The sequence below is a fragment of the Bifidobacterium catenulatum PV20-2 genome (assembly GCF_000800455.1).
Classification (GTDB): domain Bacteria; phylum Actinomycetota; class Actinomycetes; order Actinomycetales; family Bifidobacteriaceae; genus Bifidobacterium; species Bifidobacterium kashiwanohense_A.
On the sequence record NZ_CP007456.1, the window covers coordinates 1 to 18,883 of the forward strand.

13 protein-coding genes and 3 tRNA genes are annotated in these 18,883 nt (G+C 56.3%); 11 read left to right on the top strand and 5 right to left on the bottom strand.

All coding sequences use genetic code 11. The annotated features are described in order from the left end of the window. The first annotated feature begins 77 nt into the window (after positions 1–77). The 7 genes from dnaA (at position 78) to AH68_RS00035 (ending at position 10,863) form a co-directional block, all read left to right on the top strand. Positions 78–1,553, top strand: a complete 1,476-nt coding sequence (dnaA, locus tag AH68_RS00005) for a chromosomal replication initiator protein DnaA (RefSeq protein WP_039196488.1) — start codon at positions 78–80, stop codon at positions 1,551–1,553. Positions 1,554–2,115: 562 nt separating this feature from the next. Then, on the top strand, positions 2,116–3,240 hold the full coding sequence (gene dnaN / locus AH68_RS00010) for a DNA polymerase III subunit beta (protein ID WP_039196489.1): 1,125 nt from the start codon (positions 2,116–2,118) through the stop codon (positions 3,238–3,240). A 164-nt stretch (positions 3,241–3,404) separates the two neighbouring features. After that, positions 3,405–4,607: a DNA replication/repair protein RecF gene (recF, locus tag AH68_RS00015; RefSeq protein ID WP_039196491.1), complete on the top strand. Its 1,203-nt coding sequence runs from the start codon at positions 3,405–3,407 to the stop codon at positions 4,605–4,607. Continuing rightward, positions 4,607–5,092 carry a DciA family protein gene (locus AH68_RS00020; protein WP_039196492.1) on the top strand — a complete coding sequence of 162 codons (486 nt, stop codon included), beginning with the start codon at positions 4,607–4,609 and terminating at the stop codon, positions 5,090–5,092. Before recF ends, AH68_RS00020 begins: the two co-directional genes overlap by 1 nt. Positions 5,093–5,374: 282 nt before the next feature. Beyond that, the gene (gene gyrB / locus AH68_RS00025; protein WP_039196494.1) at positions 5,375–7,489 is read left to right on the top strand and encodes a DNA topoisomerase (ATP-hydrolyzing) subunit B; all 2,115 of its coding nucleotides are present in this window, start codon (positions 5,375–5,377) and stop codon (positions 7,487–7,489) included. 53 nt (positions 7,490–7,542) lie between these two features. Then, entirely contained in the window at positions 7,543–10,248 is a 2,706-nt protein-coding gene (gene gyrA / locus AH68_RS00030; protein ID WP_039196496.1) for a DNA gyrase subunit A, read from the top strand. A 75-nt stretch (positions 10,249–10,323) separates the two neighbouring features. Then, positions 10,324–10,863, top strand: a complete 540-nt coding sequence (locus AH68_RS00035) for a DUF3566 domain-containing protein (RefSeq protein ID WP_039196498.1) — start codon at positions 10,324–10,326, stop codon at positions 10,861–10,863. 109 nt (positions 10,864–10,972) lie between these two features. On the opposite strand, the gene AH68_RS00040 is transcribed toward AH68_RS00035, so the two are convergent. Continuing rightward, the gene (locus AH68_RS00040; protein WP_052189111.1) at positions 10,973–12,418 is read right to left on the bottom strand and encodes an ATP-binding protein; all 1,446 of its coding nucleotides are present in this window, start codon (positions 12,416–12,418) and stop codon (positions 10,973–10,975) included. A 390-nt stretch (positions 12,419–12,808) separates the two neighbouring features. Between AH68_RS00040 and AH68_RS00045 the strand changes: the two genes are divergently transcribed. Then, complete coding sequence (locus tag AH68_RS00045; RefSeq protein WP_052189112.1) at positions 12,809–14,089, top strand: MFS transporter; 1,281 nt, start codon at positions 12,809–12,811, stop codon at positions 14,087–14,089. A 143-nt stretch (positions 14,090–14,232) separates the two neighbouring features. Here AH68_RS00045 and gdhA read toward each other — a convergent pair whose 3' ends face one another. Next, a complete protein-coding gene (gene gdhA, locus AH68_RS00050; RefSeq protein ID WP_039196500.1) occupies positions 14,233–15,579 on the bottom strand; it encodes an NADP-specific glutamate dehydrogenase in 1,347 nt (448 codons plus the stop codon). Between the two features lie 241 nt (positions 15,580–15,820). Between gdhA and AH68_RS00055 the strand changes: the two genes are divergently transcribed. Further along, positions 15,821–16,273 (top strand): MscL family protein, encoded by a 453-nt coding sequence (locus AH68_RS00055; RefSeq protein WP_039196502.1) that lies wholly within the window; start codon positions 15,821–15,823, stop codon positions 16,271–16,273. 157 nt (positions 16,274–16,430) lie between these two features. Here AH68_RS00055 and AH68_RS00060 read toward each other — a convergent pair. The 3 genes from AH68_RS00060 to AH68_RS00070 form a co-directional block, all read right to left on the bottom strand. Next, positions 16,431–16,503, bottom strand: a tRNA-Ala gene (locus AH68_RS00060). Between the two features lies 1 nt (position 16,504). Further along, positions 16,505–16,577, bottom strand: a tRNA-Ala gene (locus tag AH68_RS00065). Between the two features lie 39 nt (positions 16,578–16,616). Beyond that, positions 16,617–16,690: transfer RNA gene (locus AH68_RS00070), tRNA-Ile, on the bottom strand. A gap of 207 nt (positions 16,691–16,897) precedes the next feature. Here AH68_RS00070 and AH68_RS00075 point away from each other — a divergent pair. Continuing rightward, entirely contained in the window at positions 16,898–17,569 is a 672-nt protein-coding gene (locus AH68_RS00075; RefSeq protein ID WP_039196504.1) for a M48 family metallopeptidase, read from the top strand. A gap of 330 nt (positions 17,570–17,899) precedes the next feature. Further along, positions 17,900–18,883, top strand: coding sequence for an L-lactate dehydrogenase (locus tag AH68_RS00080; protein WP_039196506.1), 984 nt, complete (start codon positions 17,900–17,902; stop codon positions 18,881–18,883).

Sequence of the window (18,883 nt, forward strand, 5' to 3'; positions counted from 1 at the left end):
GGTGGATAACTCGGGGAAAAGAGAGTACAAATAAACAGTTGCACTACTGGTAGAAGTCTGTCGAGAAAGGGGAATCCGTGGCCGATACGACAACCGATCCTCTCGATCAGGCTCGCGGGGTATGGTCCGACGCGCTGGCGTTGCTGCACCAGAATCCCGCGCTTTCCGTACGTGACAAAAGCTGGCTGGAAAATGTTTTTCCGGAAGGTATGTGGGGTCCCACCATCGTGTTGTGCGTGCCCAGCGCGGCCGCGCAGCAGACGTTGCAGAACGAATTGAGCCAACCTTTGCTGAAGGCGTTGCGAGAGGCCGCCGAACAGGATATTTTCCCCGCATTCAAGATCGTGGAAAAGAAGGAACCCGCCCAACCGGTCGTCGAGGAATACCCCCATTTTACCCCCGCGCCGCATGTTGAGGAAACCACGCAGGGCCAGCTCCCGATTCCGGTCGTCATGCCTCCGGAACGCCCCAACACCTTCCAACGAGGCCAGAACAGGCCTTTGCTGGACCCTAAGACCCATCTGAACAAGAACGCCACCTTCGACACCTTCGTCCCTGGCGATTCCAACCGTTTCGCACGCACCGTCGCATTGGCCGTCGCGGAAGGTTCCGGTCATGATTTCAACCCGCTGTGTATCTACGGCGGCTCCGGCCTGGGCAAAACCCACTTGCTGAACGCCATCGGCAACTACGCGCTGGTCAAGGATCCCTCGCTGAAGGTCCGTTACGTGACCAGCGAGGAATTCACCAACGAATTCATCGAAGCATTGGGCGACACCAACCAGAATTCCGGCCAAATCAAGGAATTCAACCGTCGCTACCGTGAAGTCGACGTGCTGCTGATCGACGATATCCAGTTCCTCAGCGGCAAGGACGCGACGCTCGAACAGTTCTTCCACACGTTCAACACCCTGCACCAAGCGAACAAGCGCATCGTGATCGCATCCGATGTGCCTCCGAAGGATCTGCAGGGCTTCAACGAACGCCTGATTTCCCGCTTCGAATCCGGCCTGACCGTTGACGTCAAACCACCGGATCTGGAGACACGAATCGCCATTCTGCGCATGATCGCCCATGAATCCAACGTTCAGGACGACGTGCTCAACCTTATTGCGGAACGTTTCACCGAGAACATCCGCGAGCTGGAAGGCGCGCTGAACCGCGTGACTGCCATGGCTTCCCTGAGCGGGCAGCCGGTGACTCGCGCGCTGGCGGAGCATACGCTGCAGGACTTCTTCGCGACCGATGTGGAAATCAAGCCCACCGACATCATCACCCAGGTGGCGAAATACTTCTACATCACGTTCGACGACATCGTCGGCCGTTCTCGCACGAAGAAAATCGCGCTGGCCCGCCAGATCGCCATGTATTTGGTGCGTGAACTCACCAGCATGAGCCTGAACGACATCGGCCAGGTGTTTGGCGGCAAAGACCACACTACGGTGATGCACGCCTACACCCGTATCAGCGATGAAATGCAGGAAAAGCAGGAAATCTACAACTATGTGACGGAGCTGACGCTGCAACTCAAGCAGCGTTCCGGCGAAAAATAACGTTTTTTTTTACGCGATTTTGCACGTTTACATGTGTTTCCGTGCGCCTATAAAAACGATTTTGCCGTTTTCTGCCTTGCTCAGGCGATTTTCAAAAGCCAAGTATGAGTATCAGTAAATTCTTTATCAGCTGATTTACCGACCATCCTGACACGCCGGCCTGTGGAAGATTTTTATTGAAGTTATCCACATGGTTGTACACAAATCAAGGATTTCTCGGTGGAAAACCCGTTGGAAACGCGAAAATTAGCGGTGGATGAATTGTGGACTATACACAGGCTTTTGTGGATAACTTTTTCTCATTGCCGAGCCTGTGGATAACCCCATGGTTTGTCCACACTCCATTCAAAAGTTATCCACAGGTAATGAGGTGAACTGAGCCCTTGCAAAATGTGGGGTCTAAGCACTTACCCACATTATCCACAGGCCTTATTATGACGAATATAGATTGTTGTAAGAAAATCATCATCGTCATCGTAAGTGGGGAATTCCCCACGCTTCGTCAAAACGCTGACAGCTCGCTAGAATGACTTATGGACCGAACGAAACGAGGAAACTAGCCATGAAAGTTGAAGTTAATTCCCAAGCGCTGGCAGACGCAGTAGCCTGGACCACCCGCGTGATCGACGCTCGCCCTGCATCCCCCATTTTGGCAGGCGTCCGTTTGGAGGCCATCGACGGCACTCTCCAACTTTCCGCCTTCAATTACGCCATTTCCGCCCGTCACCACATTGAAGCCGGCGTCGATGAAGCCGGATCCGTTTTGGTACTAGGCAAGCTGCTGGCGGATATCACCAAGTCACTTCCTGCTGCGAAAACCTACCTTTCCACCGATGGATCGACCATGACCATCACCTCCGGCAAATCCACATTCACCATGCAGCTCATGCCGGATGCCGAATATCCGGATCTTCCGGTAATTCCGTCCAAACTGGGCCAAGTGGACGCGCAAACCTTCACCCAGGCCGTCACCCAGGCATCCGTTGCCGTTTCCCGCGAGGAGAATCGCCCCGTACTCACCGGCATCCGCGTGCAGTTCCAAGGCGACAAGGTGATCATGAGCTCCACCGACCGTTTCCGTCTGTCTCGTGCGAGCTTTACGTGGACGCCGGAAAACCCGGACACCAACACCACCGCGCTTGTTCGCGGCGCACTGTTGCGCGACGTGGCACGCTCCTTGGATGAGCATCAGAACATCGTTGTGGACTTCGATACGGAGAATCCGTCGCTGCTGGGCTTCGAGAACGCCGGACGCGTGTCTACCTCGCAGCTGATCGACGGTGAATTCCCTGCGGTCGACCGCCTGTATGCCGACGAATACCCGATTCATGCGGTCATCAACAAGCAGGATCTCATCAGTGCCATCAAGCGCGTCTCCCTCGTTGCTGAGCGCAACGCACCGATCCGCATGGCATTCACCAGTCAGGAGCTCACACTGACCGCAGGAACCGCGGACGAAGCCCAAGCCAAGGAAATCCTCGACATCGACATGGATGGAGAAGACATCACCGTGGCCTTCAACCCGACCTACCTGATCGAAGGCCTGAGCGCCATTGCGGAACCGTTCGTGCGCATGAAGATGACCACCGCTGTCAAGCCTGTGGAATTCAACGGCCAGCAGGAGTCGGATTCCGAAGAATCCATGGACTATCGCTACCTGCTTGTGCCCATGCGTTTCAATAGCTGAACATAAGCCGATCCACACAAAACATGGATGTATCGCAAAAATAGGGCTGAACATGGCTATTATTGCCGGTTCAGCCCGTTTGCATGAATATTCATAAACAATCATATTCGTTAATAATTGCGATTATCCACGTAAGAAATTTGCTTGATTTTCAAGGATTGTGAATGTATATTTCCCGCCTAGCGCTCGACCACTACCGTTCCTGGGAACATTGCGTGCTCGACTTCGAACCGGGAATCAACATTCTGCAAGGATCCAACGGACTCGGCAAAACCAACATTGTGGAAGCCGTCGAAGTGCTTTCCACAGGATCAAGCCATCGCACGTCATCATCATTGCCATTAATCGAAAAAGGGTGCACTTCGGCCACCATCCGAGCCAATGTGGAAGACGACGAAACGCAACACACCTACGAAGCTACCATCGTGGCGCGAGGCGCGAATCGGGCGCGAATCGATGGCGGAAAATCGCAATACATGCGCGATCTCATCGGGCGCACGCCCTCCGTCTCCTTCACCCCCGAAGATCAGCGCTTGGTGGCAGGCGATCCAGCAACCCGACGCAACTTCATCAATCAGGCCGCTTCCCTGCTACTACCCCACTACGCGCAGCTGCTGCAACAATTCACACACGTGGCGAAACAGCGCACGGCACTGCTCAAACAACTCGGCGACGGCACGAATCTCGACCCGCAATACGGCCAGCAGACGGTCTTAAGCGGGCTGGAAATCTGGACGGGACAATTCATCGATCTCGGCATGAGACTGACACGGGAACGCAACGATGTAATCACACGCTTGGGGGAGCCTTTCGCGCGAATCTACGCGTCTTTGGCAGGAGACGACGAGCGGGCGGCGCTCGCATACGAGCCGTCCTTCGACGAAGTGATGCTGTTCGACGATCCGGGCGCGGAAATCAGCCGTCATTTCCAGCGCATCTACCCGGGCGAAGTGGCACGCGGGCAGAATCTGATCGGACCGCATCGCGACGATCTGACCTTGCTGCTCAACGACATGCCCGCCCGTGAATTCGCGTCCAACGGCGAGATGTGGACCATGGCTTTGGCGTTGAAAATGGCGCTATATGAAGCGGTTTCCGCGCAATTCGAAAGCAAGCCGATCGTGATTCTCGATGATGTGTTCGCACAGCTTGACGAATCCCGTCGTGGACAGATCCTCGATTTCGCGATGAGGCAGGATCAAGTGCTGATCACCGTCGCTGCGGCAAGCGATATTCCACAAATGGACGCTGTGCACGCGCATGTGATTGACGTGGCCGCGTTGCGTCGGCAATCGCAAGATGGCGGCGATGACGATTTGGCGGCGATGATGGCGCAGCTTGCGGCAGGAAGGGAGACCGACCGCTGATGCCTAATCCTCCAATCTGCGAAACATTGCATCTCGACCAACGCAAGTTGCCCGCCGAAGTGTTCGAACGCATCAGCAGACGCGCTGGACGCTACAAGGAACGTGAGGAATGTGCGCGACAGGCATGGGAGAATTTCGGCAAACCCGGACGAGACCCACAGACGGTCGGCAATATCTTCAACGTGATCGCAACGCAAGGTTCGTGGACGCCGCATTTGAAAATCGCGCAGATGCAGAATCATTGGGATCAGGTGGTCGGTGAAGAAAACGCGCGCCACTCCTACCCCGTCGACCTGCGCGACGGCATTCTGACGATCCGATGCGACAGCCCCGCATGGACCACCACCATGACGTACATGATTCCGCTGCTGACCGACACCATTCGCAGGAGACTCGAGGGACTGACCATCAACGAAGTGCGAGTCACCGGCCCCCAGCAACAGGGATTCAGCCGAGGACGAATGACCAGAAGGACCCGATATTAGTGAAATATCACGCGATATTGGTGTGATATCGGTGTGATAGTTGGTTTGCGATCGGCCGTTCGTCGAATATGTTCCCGGAGATGACCTTTGCGAGGGCTGGAAAATACTTTTCCGAACGCAAAAAACAGGAGTAAACGGCTGAATTTCAAGGATAAATGCCTCTGGCGTGCTGTCCCCCTGCATGAGTAGAATATCAAGCAGTGTATGTAAACGCCTAGAAGGGGCCTTTATTTGCGTTCTAGGTGGTATCACCTGCGTGAATGACCCTCATTGGCGGGAAAAATGCAGGAAGGAATCTCTGTGGCAGACCTTGATGCGGATTCGCTGAACGAATCAGCTGAAAACACGCAGGAAGATCAGATCCAAAACGATCAGCTCGAAGATGCGCAGCTCGACGACACCTTGGCTCCGGAGCATTACGACGCGTCCGATCTGAGAGTGTTGGAAGGCCTTGAAGCGGTGCGAATCCGCCCAGGCATGTACATCGGCTCCACCGGTCCCCGCGGCCTGCACCACCTGGTGTATGAGATCGTCGACAACTCCGTCGACGAAGCGCTGGCGGGCTATGCCTCGCATATCGAAGTGACGATTCTGCCGGACGGCGGTGTGCGCGTGGTCGATGACGGCCGAGGCATTCCGGTCGACGAAGTTCCGGGCGAAGGCGTTTCCGGCGTGGAAACCGTGATGACCAAGCTGCACGCAGGTGGCAAGTTCGGTGGGGGCGGCTACGCGGTCTCCGGCGGCTTGCATGGCGTGGGTATTTCCGTGGTGAACGCGTTGTCGACCCGCGTCGACATCGAAGTGCGCCGCCAGGGTTTCCACTGGACCCAGACCTACATCAACCAGAAGCCGACCTCGCGTCTGCTCAAGGGCGAACCGATGGGCGAAGACGAATCCACCGGCACTTCCGTGACCTTCTGGGCCGACGGCGCCATCTTCGAAACCACCACCTACGATTTCGAGATTCTGCGTAACCGTTTCCAGCAGATGGCGTTCCTGAACAAGGGCCTGAAGCTGTCCCTAACCGATCTGCGCGAGCCGGACCAGGCAGGAGACGAAGTCGCAGGCGACGGTGACGACAATGCCGAGAAGCATCAGACGGTCACCTACCAGTACAACGACGGCATCAAGGATTACGTCGATTACTTGGTGAAGTCCCGCAAGGCAACCCCGGTCGAACCGGATGTCATCGATTTCGAAGCGGAAGATCTGAAAATCGGCATTTCCGCGGAAATCGCCATGCAGTGGACCACCGCATACTCCGAAGCGGTGCACACCTTCGCCAACACCATCTCCACCACCGAAGGCGGCACCCACGAAGAAGGCTTCCGTGCGGCTCTGACTTCGCTCGTCAATCGTTATGCACGTGAGAAGAACATCCTCAAAGACAAGGACGAGAACCTCTCCGGCGACGACGTGCGCGAAGGCCTGACCGCAGTGGTATCGGTGAAGCTCACCACCCCGCAGTTCGAAGGCCAGACCAAGACCAAGCTCGGCAATTCCGAAGCGAAAACCTTCGTGCAGCGCGTGATGACCGACAAGCTCGGCGACTGGTTCGATTCGCATCCTAGCGAAGCCAAGAACATCATCCAGAAGGCCATTGAAGCCTCCCGTGCGCGTCTTGCAGCCAAGAAGGCACGTGAGAATACCCGCCGCAAGTCAATCTTCGAATCCGCGGGCATGCCAGACAAACTGAAGGATTGCCAGTCCAACAATCCTGAAGAATGCGAACTGTTCATCGTGGAGGGTGACTCCGCAGGCGGCTCCGCAATTCAGGGACGCAACCCAATCACGCAGGCCATTCTGCCGCTGCGAGGCAAAATCCTCAACACCGAGCGTGCAAGCCTTGACCGCATGATGAAGTCCGAAACCATCGAATCGCTGATCACCGCGGTCGGCGGCGGTTACGGCGAGGATTTCGACCTGAACAAAGTCCGCTACCACAAGGTCATCATCATGGCCGATGCTGATGTGGACGGCGCGCATATCGCAACCCTGAATCTGACGCTGTTCTTCCGCTACATGCGCCCGATGATTACCGCTGGTTACGTGTATGTGGCCATGCCACCGCTGTACCGACTCAAGTGGACCAAGGGTGCGCACGACTTCGTGTATACCGACGCCGAACGCGACCGCGTGCTCGCCGAAGGCAAGGCCGCCGGCCGTCAGTTGCCGAAGGGCGAAGGCATCCAGCGTTACAAGGGTCTGGGTGAAATGAGCTACCAGGAACTGTGGGAAACCACCATGGATCCTGACCATCGCATTCTGAAGCAGGTGCAGATCGAAGACGCGGCCGCAGCCGACGAAACCTTCTCGATGCTCATGGGCGACGAAGTCGAACCTCGTCGTCTGTTCATCCAGCGCAACGCACGCAATGTCAGCTGGATTGACGCGTAGGGATTTCAAGGACTTCAGGCAAGGTTTCATAAGGATTTAGAAGGACTTAGAAGTTGGCAGACGAAAACAACAGCAACGAAGACGGCCAGTTCGTGCCTGACGGCTCTATGGAGCCGTTGAGCCCGCAGGAGGCCGACAACACCGATTACGGCCTGATGGTGGGCGAACGCATCCAGAAGAAGGATCTGCAGCAGGAAATGCGCGATTCCTACCTGGCATATGCCATGTCCGTGATCGTGGACCGTGCGCTCCCGGACGTTCGTGACGGCATGAAACCGGTGCATCGCCGTGTGATCTACGCGATGTACGACGGCGGCTACCGCCCCGACCGCGGCTACTCCAAGTGCGCCCGCGTGGTCGGCGAGGTCATGGGTAAGTACCATCCGCACGGCGATTCCGCAATCTACGACACGTTGGTGCGTATGGCACAGTCGTGGTCGATGCGTTACACGCTGGTCGACGGCCAAGGAAACTTCGGTTCCCCCGGCGACGATCCGGCCGCCGCAATGCGTTACACCGAATGCCGTATGGCTCCGCTCGCCATGGAAATGGTGCGCGACATCGACAAAGATACCGTCGATTTCCTGCCGAACTACGATGGCAAGACGCAGGAGCCGACCGTGCTTCCGGCACGATTCCCGAACCTGTTGTGCAATGGTTCGTCCGGCATCGCCGTGGGTATGGCCACCAACATTCCTCCGCACAACATGCGCGAAGTGGCCGAAGGCGTGCATTGGGCACTTGACCACCCGGACGCAAGCCGCGAAGAGCTGCTCGAAAACCTGATCCGCATCATCAAGGGACCGGACTTCCCTACTGGCGCAACGATTCTCGGACACAAGGGCATTGAACAGGCTTACCGTACCGGCCGTGGTCTGATCACCATGCGCGCGGTAGTGAACACTGAAGAGATCAAGGGCCGTATGTGCCTTGTTATCACCGAACTGCCGTATCAGGTGAACCCGGACCGACTTGTCGTTTCCATCCGCGAAGCGGTGCGTGACGGCAAGATCCAGGGCATCGCAGACATGCGTGACGAAACCTCCGGCCGTACCGGACAGCGTCTCGTGCTCGTGCTCAAGCGCGACGCCGTGCCGAAGGTTGTGCTCAACAACCTGTACAAGCATTCCCAGCTGCAGCAGACCTTTGGTGCCAACATGCTGGCACTGGTCGATGGCGTGCCACGCACGCTGTCTCTGGATGCGTTCATCCGCCATTGGGTGGGCCACCAGCTGGAAGTCATCGCACGCCGCACCGCCTACCTCAAGCGTGAGGCGGAAGAACGAGACCACATCCTTCAGGGCTACCTGAAGGCCCTCGACATGATCGACGAGGTCATCGCGCTTATTCGTGCGTCCGAATCCGCGGAAGTCGCACGTACGGGCCTTATGGACCTGCTGAACGTGGACGAAGTGCAGGCCGACGCCATTCTGGCCATGCAGCTGCGCCGACTGGCCGCATTGGAACGCCAGAAGATTCTCGACGAACACAACGAGCTGATGCGTCGTATCGCCGACTACAACGACATCCTCGCCAAGCCGGAGCGTCAACGCAAGATCGTGGGCGACGAGCTTGACGAAATCGTGGCCAAGTATGGCGACGAACGTCGAACCAAGATCCTGCCATACTCCGGTGAAATGAACGTCGAAGATCTGATTGCGGAAGAAAACGTGGTCGTGACCGTCACTCACTCCGGTTTCATCAAGCGCACCAAGGCCGACGAATACCGTGCGCAGCACCGTGGCGGCAAGGGTATCAAGGGCGCCAAGCTGCGTGAGGACGACGTGGTCGACCACTTCTTCCTGACAAGCACGCACAACTGGCTGCTGTTCTTCACCAACAAGGGCCGCGTGTACCGTTTGAAGGCTTACGAGCTGCCGGAAGGGTCGCGCGATTCCAAGGGGCAGCATGTGGCCAACCTGCTGCAGTTCGGCCCTGACGAGACGATTCAGACCGTGCTGTCGATTCCGAACTACGAAGTGGCCAAGTACTTGGTGCTCGCCACTCGTTCCGGTAAGGTCAAGAAGACCGCGCTCGCCGAATACGATTCCCCGCGTCAGGGTGGCCTGATCGCAGTGCGTCTCATGACCGACGAAAACGGCGAGAACGCCGACGAGCTGATCGGTGCCGCACTGTGCAATGCCGAGGATGACATCATTCTCGTGTCGAAGCTGGGCATGAGCCTGAAGTTCCAGGCCAACGACGAGCAATTGCGCCCGATGGGACGTCAGACTGCCGGCGTGCAGGGTATGAAGTTCCGTGAAGGCGACGAACTGCTGGACATGGACGTGGTTTGGGGTGATTCCGACAAGGATCTGTTCGTGGTCACCAACGAAGGCTTCGCCAAGCGCACCGCCATCAGCGAATACCGCCTGCAGGGTCGTAATGGCTTCGGTGTCAAGGCCGTGCAGCTCGCCGAAGGCCGTGGTTCCCTCGTGGGAGCGGTGATCGTTGAGGAAGATGACCAGATCATGGCCATCATGAAGTCCGGCAAGGTCATCCGTTCCAACGTCGATGAGGTCAAGCGCACTGGACGTACCACCCAGGGCGTGACGTTCGCCAAGCCTGACAAGAACGACGAGATCATCTCCATCGCGCGTAACGAGGAAAAGGACGACGACGAATCCGCGGAAAACGCGGAAAACGCGACCGTGGACGCAACTGTGAACGAGGGTACTGCACAATCGTCTGAATCCGCCGTTGAAGCCCCTGCTGAAACCAACGCCGAATCCGGCGATGGCGAGAATGTAGAGGCCTGACCGCAACACGGGCAATCGTCTGTGAAAACTGGTAGCCTCAGCTAAGAACTGGGCACAATCTTGCAAGGAGCAACGATGAGCGAGAACAACGAAGGACAGCAAATGCCGGAGGTTGGGCATGCACCACGCGTGGCACGTTCCGCTTCCAGCCAGCCGCTAATTGGTGAGGATCAGGTTCAGGCACATGAGGGTGCCTCCTCCCCCGCTTCCGGCGGCGTGAAGGTTCGCGAGAAGCGTCGTGGCGGCGCTCCACGCGCACGCCGCATGAGCCTGTCTCTAACGCGTATCGACGCATGGTCGGCCGCGAAGGTGGCGTTCATGCTTTCCATCGCGGGAGGAATTATTCAGATCGTTGCGGTAGCTGTTCTGTGGGGCATGCTGAACGTGGTTGGCGTGTTCGACCAGGTTACGCAGATCGTGTCTTCCACGGGCTTGGATGCCGGTGGATTCGACCTGACGAATGTGTTCTCGCTGGGCACCGTGCTGAGCGCCGCCACCATTTTCTCCATTGTGGAAGTGGTGCTGATTACTGTGCTCGTGGTGATTCTTACGTTGCTGTACAACGTGGTGAGCACCCTTGTCGGCGGTATCCACGTCACGCTTGGCGACGATTGATCCGGCTGTCTTCGGACTTCAAGCGGCTTGCATCATTGCGATGCGGGCCGCTTTTCTGTTGCCTTTCCGTCGTGATTGAATTGTGCTTTGCCGGTTGCGCGGCCTGTTTTCAATTGTCGGACTGGTCGTTGCGATTGCCGGCTGGCATTCCATACAGCTCATCGGCGTCGAAAAAACGCACACGATCGGCATACTTGCTCCGGGTGGCCTGCGAAACGGGATTCTTGCTGAAGAACATGAAATAAGTAGTCGTATATCCCCGAATCAGGCCTTCCCTTTCCAGCAACGACTCCACTGCTTCGGTCTCGTTGAAATTGTTACGCCATTTGCATTCGCCAAGCAACACGGTTTTGGTCGATGGGTCGCCGGCCACAACGTCAATGTCGGTCTGTTCCTTTTTACGCGGGTTGGTGCCCCACCACTTGCCGAACTGTGTGGGCAGCAACGGCAGCTTGTCGGTACCGGTGGCGTTGGTGATCCATTGCAAGCAGATGGTTTCGAACTGTTGGCCTACGTAAGTGTCAAATGCTGCACCGAAAGCAGTACGCTGTGCTGTGATTGCGCCTTTTCCGCTTTCGATGGCACCGGTGCTCGGTCCTACAAAGTGGTACCAGTAGGAGAAGAAAGGATCGTTTATATTCCACATGCCTTTCTTGGATTTTGATGGATTGTCGCCGAACGGGACATTTCGTCGCACCAATCCGAGTCCGTCTAACATATTGAGATATGAGCTGATCGCGTCGGGATTGACTCCTGCGTGCTCGGAGATGGCCTTAGGAGTCGAATGACCATTGGCGATGGCTTGGAGCACGGAATAGTAGATTGCAGGGTCGCGTAGCTCCTCCCGCAGTAGCATCATGGGCTCTTCGCGAAGCATGCCATACGAATCGAAGCATAAGTTGATGACGTTTTGGCAGTAGGCGTCTGGCGTGGTGTCCAATTGTGCCAGATAGTACGGCGTGCCTCCGAATGTGGCGTAATATTCGACGAGTTCGTTGGGAGTGCAGTCTGGGAGAAACTGTGCGGCATCCATGTAGGTGAAAGGCAATAGTTTTATCTGCGCGGTACGCCTGCCATAGAGCGGACTTTTCCCACCAAGAACGTTGCTTTCCATGAAGCTCTCGTTGCTTCCTGACAGGATGATCATGGTATTGGTGGCGTTGAATCCATGATCGATGGCGATTTGCAGAGCGGAAGGCAAGGACTCATCTTCGAGTGCCGCATATGGGAACTCATCGAATACGAATACGAATGGTTTCTCGCGCTGCTGCGCCTGATTGGCCACATAGGTAAGAGCGCTCGTCCAGCTGGAGAACGATGGGGTATCGGAAGGAAGACTGAAGAAACGGGCCACTTCGGATGTGAAGTCGCGCAGATTGAGTTTGTTGCTTTGCTGGAGTGCGGTGAAGTACAGCGCTTCCTTGTCGGCAACAAATTGGTCCATCAGGGCTGTTTTGCCGACGCGGCGGCGACCATAGAGTACGACCATGTCGAACTTAGGGCGAGCGTAAAGCCGTTCCAGCACTTCGAGTTCGTGCGTGCGTGCAATGAACATGTGGCTGCTCCAATGATTGGTTTGCTAATGTAAGTATACTTAACTTAAGTATACTTACATTAGCAAACTCACTGCTGCCGAGGTTCTTCATAGTCTGGCGGCGGGCACTATGCGAGGGCTCTCTCAGGTCCGTACGAGGCTTGAGAAAGTGAGGCGCGAACTAAAGCCGATCCCGGAGAGCCAGTTCTGCGGTTTCAAAAAAACAAATTGAGTTACCGTTTTTGTGATGAGTTAGCCTATGCCTAATAGCCCAACAAGTAGATGATTATCGGCATCATAAAATTCCGAGATACTATGGTGAAAAAGGATATTTCAACACCATTGATTTTAAATGGTGCACCAAACGAATGAGTTCATTCGATGATAACAAGGTAAAAGATTGAAGGTTTCATGAAAAAGCGTGTGGGACTCTGGTGGAGACCTGACTACACTGCTTGGTTCGCTGCGGATACGGCGACGGCAATTGGCGTGGCGGTGCGTTCCCTGGCGATCTCCCTGGTCGGATATGCGGTTTCCGGCTCCACGGTCGCGGCAGGATGGCTGGGCTCCGCATCGATGATCGCGCAGCAGGTGTTCGGCGTCTTTGGTGGCACATATGTCGATAGACATGACCGCAGAACGTTGATTATCGTCAACGCGGTGGTGAGCATGCTGTGCTGGGGATCCGTCGCTGGACTGCTGCTGACGGGCGGATTGCGATATTCCGTATTGCTCGCGATTGCAGTGGTCTCGTCGGCGGTCAACGGATTCTTGGGGAGCGCCACCGATGCCATGCTCAAATCGATCATCGACATGCGCGACTACCCGAAGGCCCGCAGTCTCAACGAAGGACGAGATGCGACGGTGAATATGGCCGGAAGCCCGGTAGGGGGGTTTCTGTATGGCGTCAAGCCATGGCTGCCGTTTCTGATTACCGCATGCATGTATGCGGTTGCCGGTGTCGCCGCCGCCGGTATACGCGAGTCCCACAAGCATGATGCAACAGTGCGACCGGAAGCCGGAACGGCTGCTCCGGATGTCTCTGCTGATGGCGGCAGCAGGTCGTTCTTCAGGGATTTTCGTGAGGGCTGGTCGTGGTCGCTGCATCGCACGATGCTGGTGATGACCATGATCGTTTCGGCGCTGCTGAACTTCGGCATCAACGGCGTCCAATACGGCATTCAGCTGCATCTGGTGTCCGCTGGTATGAACGGCGCCTATATCGGATTCATCAACACCGGAATCTTCTGCGCGATGCTGGCCGGCGCGTTCATCGCGAATCGTATGAGCGACAGGCTGCCTGCCGGGCCGGTTGTGTGCGTCGGGTTCCTGTTCTCCTGCCTTGCCATGGTGCCGCTGGTGTGCACCAGCAACTATTGGGTCATGCTGATCTGTAATTCGCTTTCCGCTTTGCCGTTTCCGATCATCAATGCGATGATACTCGGTTTTGTGTTCGCCAAGACGCCGGATTCGATGCAGGGACGTATCACGGTGACGTTGACTGTGCCTGCGCAGGCGCTTTCCATGTTCTGCAGTGCTGCGGCGGGAAGCCTGTTACCGGTGTGTGGGTTCCAGCGGACGATACTGGTGTTCCTGATCGCCATGATGGTAAGCGCCGCGATTGTGGTGCTCTACCGTCCGCTGCGCACGATTCCCCGTGCCGATGCGTGGGACAGCGTCGAGCTGCAATAACCCTCCTTTCGAATGTCTGATTCTGGTGAATCGGACACACTGGATGGGAGAGGGAGATAGCACAAAGCCGGTTTGTGTCGCTCCGAGTACTCAACTCAAAGCGACACGAACCGGCTCAGTAAACCAAATCAGGATTCAGCGGATCACAGCACGCCCTGGGCGACCATGGCGTTGGCGACCTTCACGAAGCCGGCTGCGTTGGCGCCGAGCATCAGATCACCCTCGTGGCCGTATTCCTTGGCGGCTTCCAGGGAGTTGGCGACGATGTTCTCCATGATGGACTTGAGCTTGCCGTCAACCTCTTCAAAAGTCCAGGAAAGGCGGTAGGAGTTCTGGCTCATCTCAAGGCCGGAAACTGCCACACCACCCGCGTTCGCGGCCTTAGCGGGGCCGTAGAGCACGTTGTTGGACTGGTAGACGACGATTGCCTCCGGAGTGGATGGCATGTTGGCACCTTCGCACACTACGGTGCAGCCGTTGGCGACGAGAGCCTTGGCGGACTCCTCGTCGATCTCGTTCTGAGTGGCACACGGCAGGGCGATGTCGCACGGAACCGTCCACACGCCCTTGCAGCCCTCGTGGTACTCGGAGCCCGGCACGCGCTCCGCATATTCCTTGATGCGGCCGCGATGGCCCAGCTTGATGTCCTTGACCACGTCAAGCTGAATGCCGTTCGGATCGTAGATGTAGCCGTTGGAATCGGAGGCGGTCACGACCTTCGCGCCGAGGGCCTGAGCCTTCTCAGTGGCGAAGATGGCCACGTTGCCGGAGCCGGAAATGACCACGGTCTTGCCTTCGAAGGAGTCATTGCGCAGCACGCGCATTGCCTCGGCGGTGTAGTAGCACAGGCCGTAACCGGTGGCCTCGGTGCGAGCCAGGGAACCGCCGAATTCGAGGCCCTTGCCGGTCAGCACGCCGGAATACTCGTCACGAATGCGCTTGTACTGGCCGAACAGGTAGCCGATCTCGCGGCCTCCCACGTTGATGTCGCCGGCCGGAACGTCCGTGAACTGGCCGATATGACGGCACAGTTCCGTCATGAAGGCCTGGCAGAAACGCATGACTTCGGCGTCGGACTTGCCCTTCGGGTCGAAGTCGGAGCCGCCTTTGCCGCCGCCCATCGGCAGGCTGGTCAGGGAGTTCTTCAGAATCTGCTCGAAGCCGAGGAACTTGATGACGCCCTCGTTCACACTCGGGTGGAAGCGCAGACCGCCCTTGTATGGTCCGATCGCGGAGTTGAACTGGATACGGTAACCGCGGTTGACCTGCACCTTGCCCTCATCGTCGGTCCATGCGACGCGGAACTTCACCACGCGTTCCGGCTCGACGATGCGTTCGAGCACGCCCGCCTTCTCATATTCCGGATGCTTCGCGACCACCGGTTCAAGGCTTTCGAAAACCTCGCGAACGGCCTGCAGGAACTCCGGCTGGTCGCCGTCGCGCTTTTCCACCTGCGCGTACACGCGCTTGACGTACTCATCAGTGAGCATATTCTTCCCCTTCGGGATAGTTGGTTATCAATAGACGGTCTCATTCTATGTGTACGAATATGGACGGCACAAGACCTTGTTCAGGATTTGGAGACGCTTTTTGCGAGTGCTGGTTCCGAACCTGCTTCTTTTTACGGGATTGCCATGCCTTGTGTTGACTATAGGATGGAAATGCGGAAACGCGTGGGAGAGAGTACGTTCGCAACAGCATCTCACAGTCTCACATAATGGGAGAATCATCATGATTGAAGGATTCAAGAAATTCATTGCACGCGGCAACATGATCGATATGGCGGTCGGTGTCGTCATGGGCGGTGCCGTCACCACGGTTGTTAATTCGATCGTCAACAATGTGATTAATCCGTTCATTGCCATGATTTTCGGCAAACCGAATATGGATGGTCTGCTGGCAATCACATTCAATAATGCGACGGTTTCGTTCGGCGCGGTACTTGGTGCGATATTGAATTTCCTGATTATCGCGGCGGCCGTGTATTTCTGCATTCTCGTGCCGATCAACAAATTCCGTGACATGACCGAGGCGTTGCTCGCCAAAACCAAGCTTGCGGAAGAACAGCGCAAAGCCGAGGAGAAAGCTGCCGAAGAGCCGGAAATCTCTACCGAAGAGCAGACAATCCTGCTATTGCAGCAAATCCGCGACGAACTTGCCAAGCAGAATGCACAGAACGCCTAAGCGAGAGACGTCCATTCCGGGTACCTCGCTGGGTACCTATTTCGTGTACATTCGTATACTTTTCCGTACATTTTGCGCCGTATGCCTTGAAATCGTTGGAATTCCGCCGTTTTCGCATGAAAAAAGGGTTTCCGGAAATCATCGGAAACCCTGATTGTGGAGCTAAGGGGATTCGAACCCCTGACCCTCTCCATGCCATGGAGATGCGCTACCAGCTGCGCCATAGCCCCGTGGAGCTAGCCGGGTTCGAACCGGCGACCCTCTGCTTGCAAAGCAGATGCGCTACCAGCTGCGCTATAGCCCCATAGTTGAAAAAAAGCGGCCACGCCGCTCTTAATCACTGTGGGCCCGGGAGGACTTGAACCTCCGACCTCATCCTTATCAGGGATGCGCTCTAACCACCTGAGCTACGGGCCCGTTCCTGCTGCACTGTTAAGCACAACGAGTTGAAATAATACGTGATAATCAGCGAAAGTCAAAATCCGGTGCGTCTTCGGCGTGTCGTGACATAATGCAGACATGCCGAACAATCATCGTAACCAGCGTAACAACAGTGGGAGAGCCAGTAGGGGAGCGCGCAATCGTAATCGCACGCTATCCGAAGAAACCACGCAAATCGCTGGAATGACGGTGACCATCGTGCGTAAAGCCATCAAAAACATGTACCTGCGCATCAAACCGCCGAACGCGCAAATCGTCATCTCCGCACCTTCTCGCATGTCGCAAGCGGCAATCGCACGATTCGTGACGGAACGCAAACCATGGATCGAACGCGCGCGACGCACCATGCTGCAAGCCAAGGATGAACAGATCCGTCAAAGCGATTTCAATGGTTTGGACGGTGTGAATGGTTCGAATGGTCCGGAAAATCTGAATGGTCTGAAAAATTCAGGCGGCGTGGACGATCGAAACAATCCAGACGATCCCAATTGCTTGAATAATCCGCGCGCTTTCGTGTGGGATGACGCAATGAAGGAACGGGCCGTACGGGCCATCAACGCGCAACTGCCGGCGCTGCTTGCGAAATGGTCGCCAATCATCGAGCGGAAGCCGACGCACATCACGTTACGCATCATGACGTCGCGATGGGGGTCATGCACGCCGAAAACCGGCCGCATCCGACTCAACCTGCAGCTCGGTCTCATGGACCCCAGATTCCTGGAATACGTGCTTGTTCACGAAATGACGCACCTGTGGGAAAACGGGCACGGAGAGAGCTTTCAGCGGCGTATGAGCGCATATTTGCCGCAATGGAGGCAATTGCGACGGGAGCTGAACCATCACGTTGTACTGTGACGCTCGCGATGCTGTTGCGTTCGCCGTTGCATTTGCCGTCACGCTGCCATGCTGTGATGAGTTTACGTAGGGCGATGTTGTTGCGTTGCCTGTGATGTTGAAATACTTGCGATATCACGCCACTGCCGTCACATTGCGCGGATTGCCATGACTTGCCACGGCTTACGCACGTTTGATAACGACGTATAGGTGATTCGTATAGCTTTTTGTTCATAAGATGTTCAAAACGCTTAACATCCGCGATGTGCAAGCCTACAATCGTGACGACTGAAACGTTTGCGTGCAAACAGTTCACGCAGAAAGAGCGAATAAGTGAGGGAGGGGTCGATTATGGCTGTATTGAGAAAAGTCGGCATTATCGGCATCGGACACGTGGGCGCGCATGTTGCAAATGCCGTGCTTTCCGCAGGACTGGCCGAAGAACTGAAGCTGTGTGACATCAACGAGCAAAAAGTAGTCAGCGAATGTCAGGATTTAAGCGACACGCTGAGTTTCTACCCGCATAACTGCGTGATCGGCAACTACGGCACGCAATACGAGCAGCTAGCCGACTGCGACGTGGTAATCAACGCTGCCGGCGACGTGAAAACCAGCGCCAAAGATCGTGACGGCGAACTGTTCGTCACTACCGACATTGCACGCACCTGGATTTCCCGACTGTTCAATGCAGGCTTCCACGGTGTGATCATCACCATCTCAAATCCGTGCGATGTGGTCGCAACCGAAATCTGGCACATCACCGGCTGCGATCCGCGCAAAATAATCGGCACCGGAACCGCGTTGGATTCCGCACGACTGCGCAACGCCATCGCGAAACGCGTCAACGTGGATCAGAAATCAATCGGCGCATACATGCTGGGGGAGCATGGCAATTCGCAGTTCGCCTACTGGTCGAACGTGAACATTGCGGGCAAGCCGCTCGCTCAACTCGCGCAAGACAATCCGCAACGATTCACCCTTGACGAGGACGAAACCGAGCAGGACGCCCGACGAGGCGGGTACCGCGTGTACGCCGGCAAAGAGTGCACGGAATACGCTATTGCAGCCACCGCGGCACGCCTTACGCAAGCCGTGCTCTGCGACGAACACTATGCGGCCGCCTGCTCCACGCTGCTTACCGGCGAACAAGGCGAAAGCGGCAATTACGCCAGCCTGCCGTGCATCATCGGCGCGAACGGCGTTGAAGAAGTCCTCAATCCCACACTCACCGAAGGCGAACAGGCCAAATTCCACGCATCCTGCGAGCATATCCGCGCCAATATCGCGCAGCTTGCGTGGTGGGACGACGAATGCCATCCCACACTGCGTAGCTGA

What these genes read in the sequence shown, in the direction of transcription:
- dnaN (WP_039196489.1), top strand. Translation starts at nt 2,116, where the DNA reads ATGAAAGTTGAAGTTAATTCCCAAGCGCTGGCAGACGCAGTAGCCTGG.
- AH68_RS00075 (WP_039196504.1), top strand. Translation starts at nt 16,898, where the DNA reads ATGACGGTGACCATCGTGCGTAAAGCCATCAAAAACATGTACCTGCGC.
- gdhA (WP_039196500.1), bottom strand. Translation starts at nt 15,579, where the DNA reads ATGCTCACTGATGAGTACGTCAAGCGCGTGTACGCGCAGGTGGAAAAG.
- AH68_RS00045 (WP_052189112.1), top strand. Translation starts at nt 12,809, where the DNA reads ATGAAAAAGCGTGTGGGACTCTGGTGGAGACCTGACTACACTGCTTGG.
- gyrB (WP_039196494.1), top strand. Translation starts at nt 5,375, where the DNA reads ATGCAGGAAGGAATCTCTGTGGCAGACCTTGATGCGGATTCGCTGAAC.
- AH68_RS00055 (WP_039196502.1), top strand. Translation starts at nt 15,821, where the DNA reads ATGATTGAAGGATTCAAGAAATTCATTGCACGCGGCAACATGATCGAT.
- recF (WP_039196491.1), top strand. Translation starts at nt 3,405, where the DNA reads ATGTATATTTCCCGCCTAGCGCTCGACCACTACCGTTCCTGGGAACAT.
- AH68_RS00035 (WP_039196498.1), top strand. Translation starts at nt 10,324, where the DNA reads ATGAGCGAGAACAACGAAGGACAGCAAATGCCGGAGGTTGGGCATGCA.
- AH68_RS00080 (WP_039196506.1), top strand. Translation starts at nt 17,900, where the DNA reads ATGGCTGTATTGAGAAAAGTCGGCATTATCGGCATCGGACACGTGGGC.
- AH68_RS00020 (WP_039196492.1), top strand. Translation starts at nt 4,607, where the DNA reads ATGCCTAATCCTCCAATCTGCGAAACATTGCATCTCGACCAACGCAAG.
- AH68_RS00040 (WP_052189111.1), bottom strand. Translation starts at nt 12,418, where the DNA reads ATGTTCATTGCACGCACGCACGAACTCGAAGTGCTGGAACGGCTTTAC.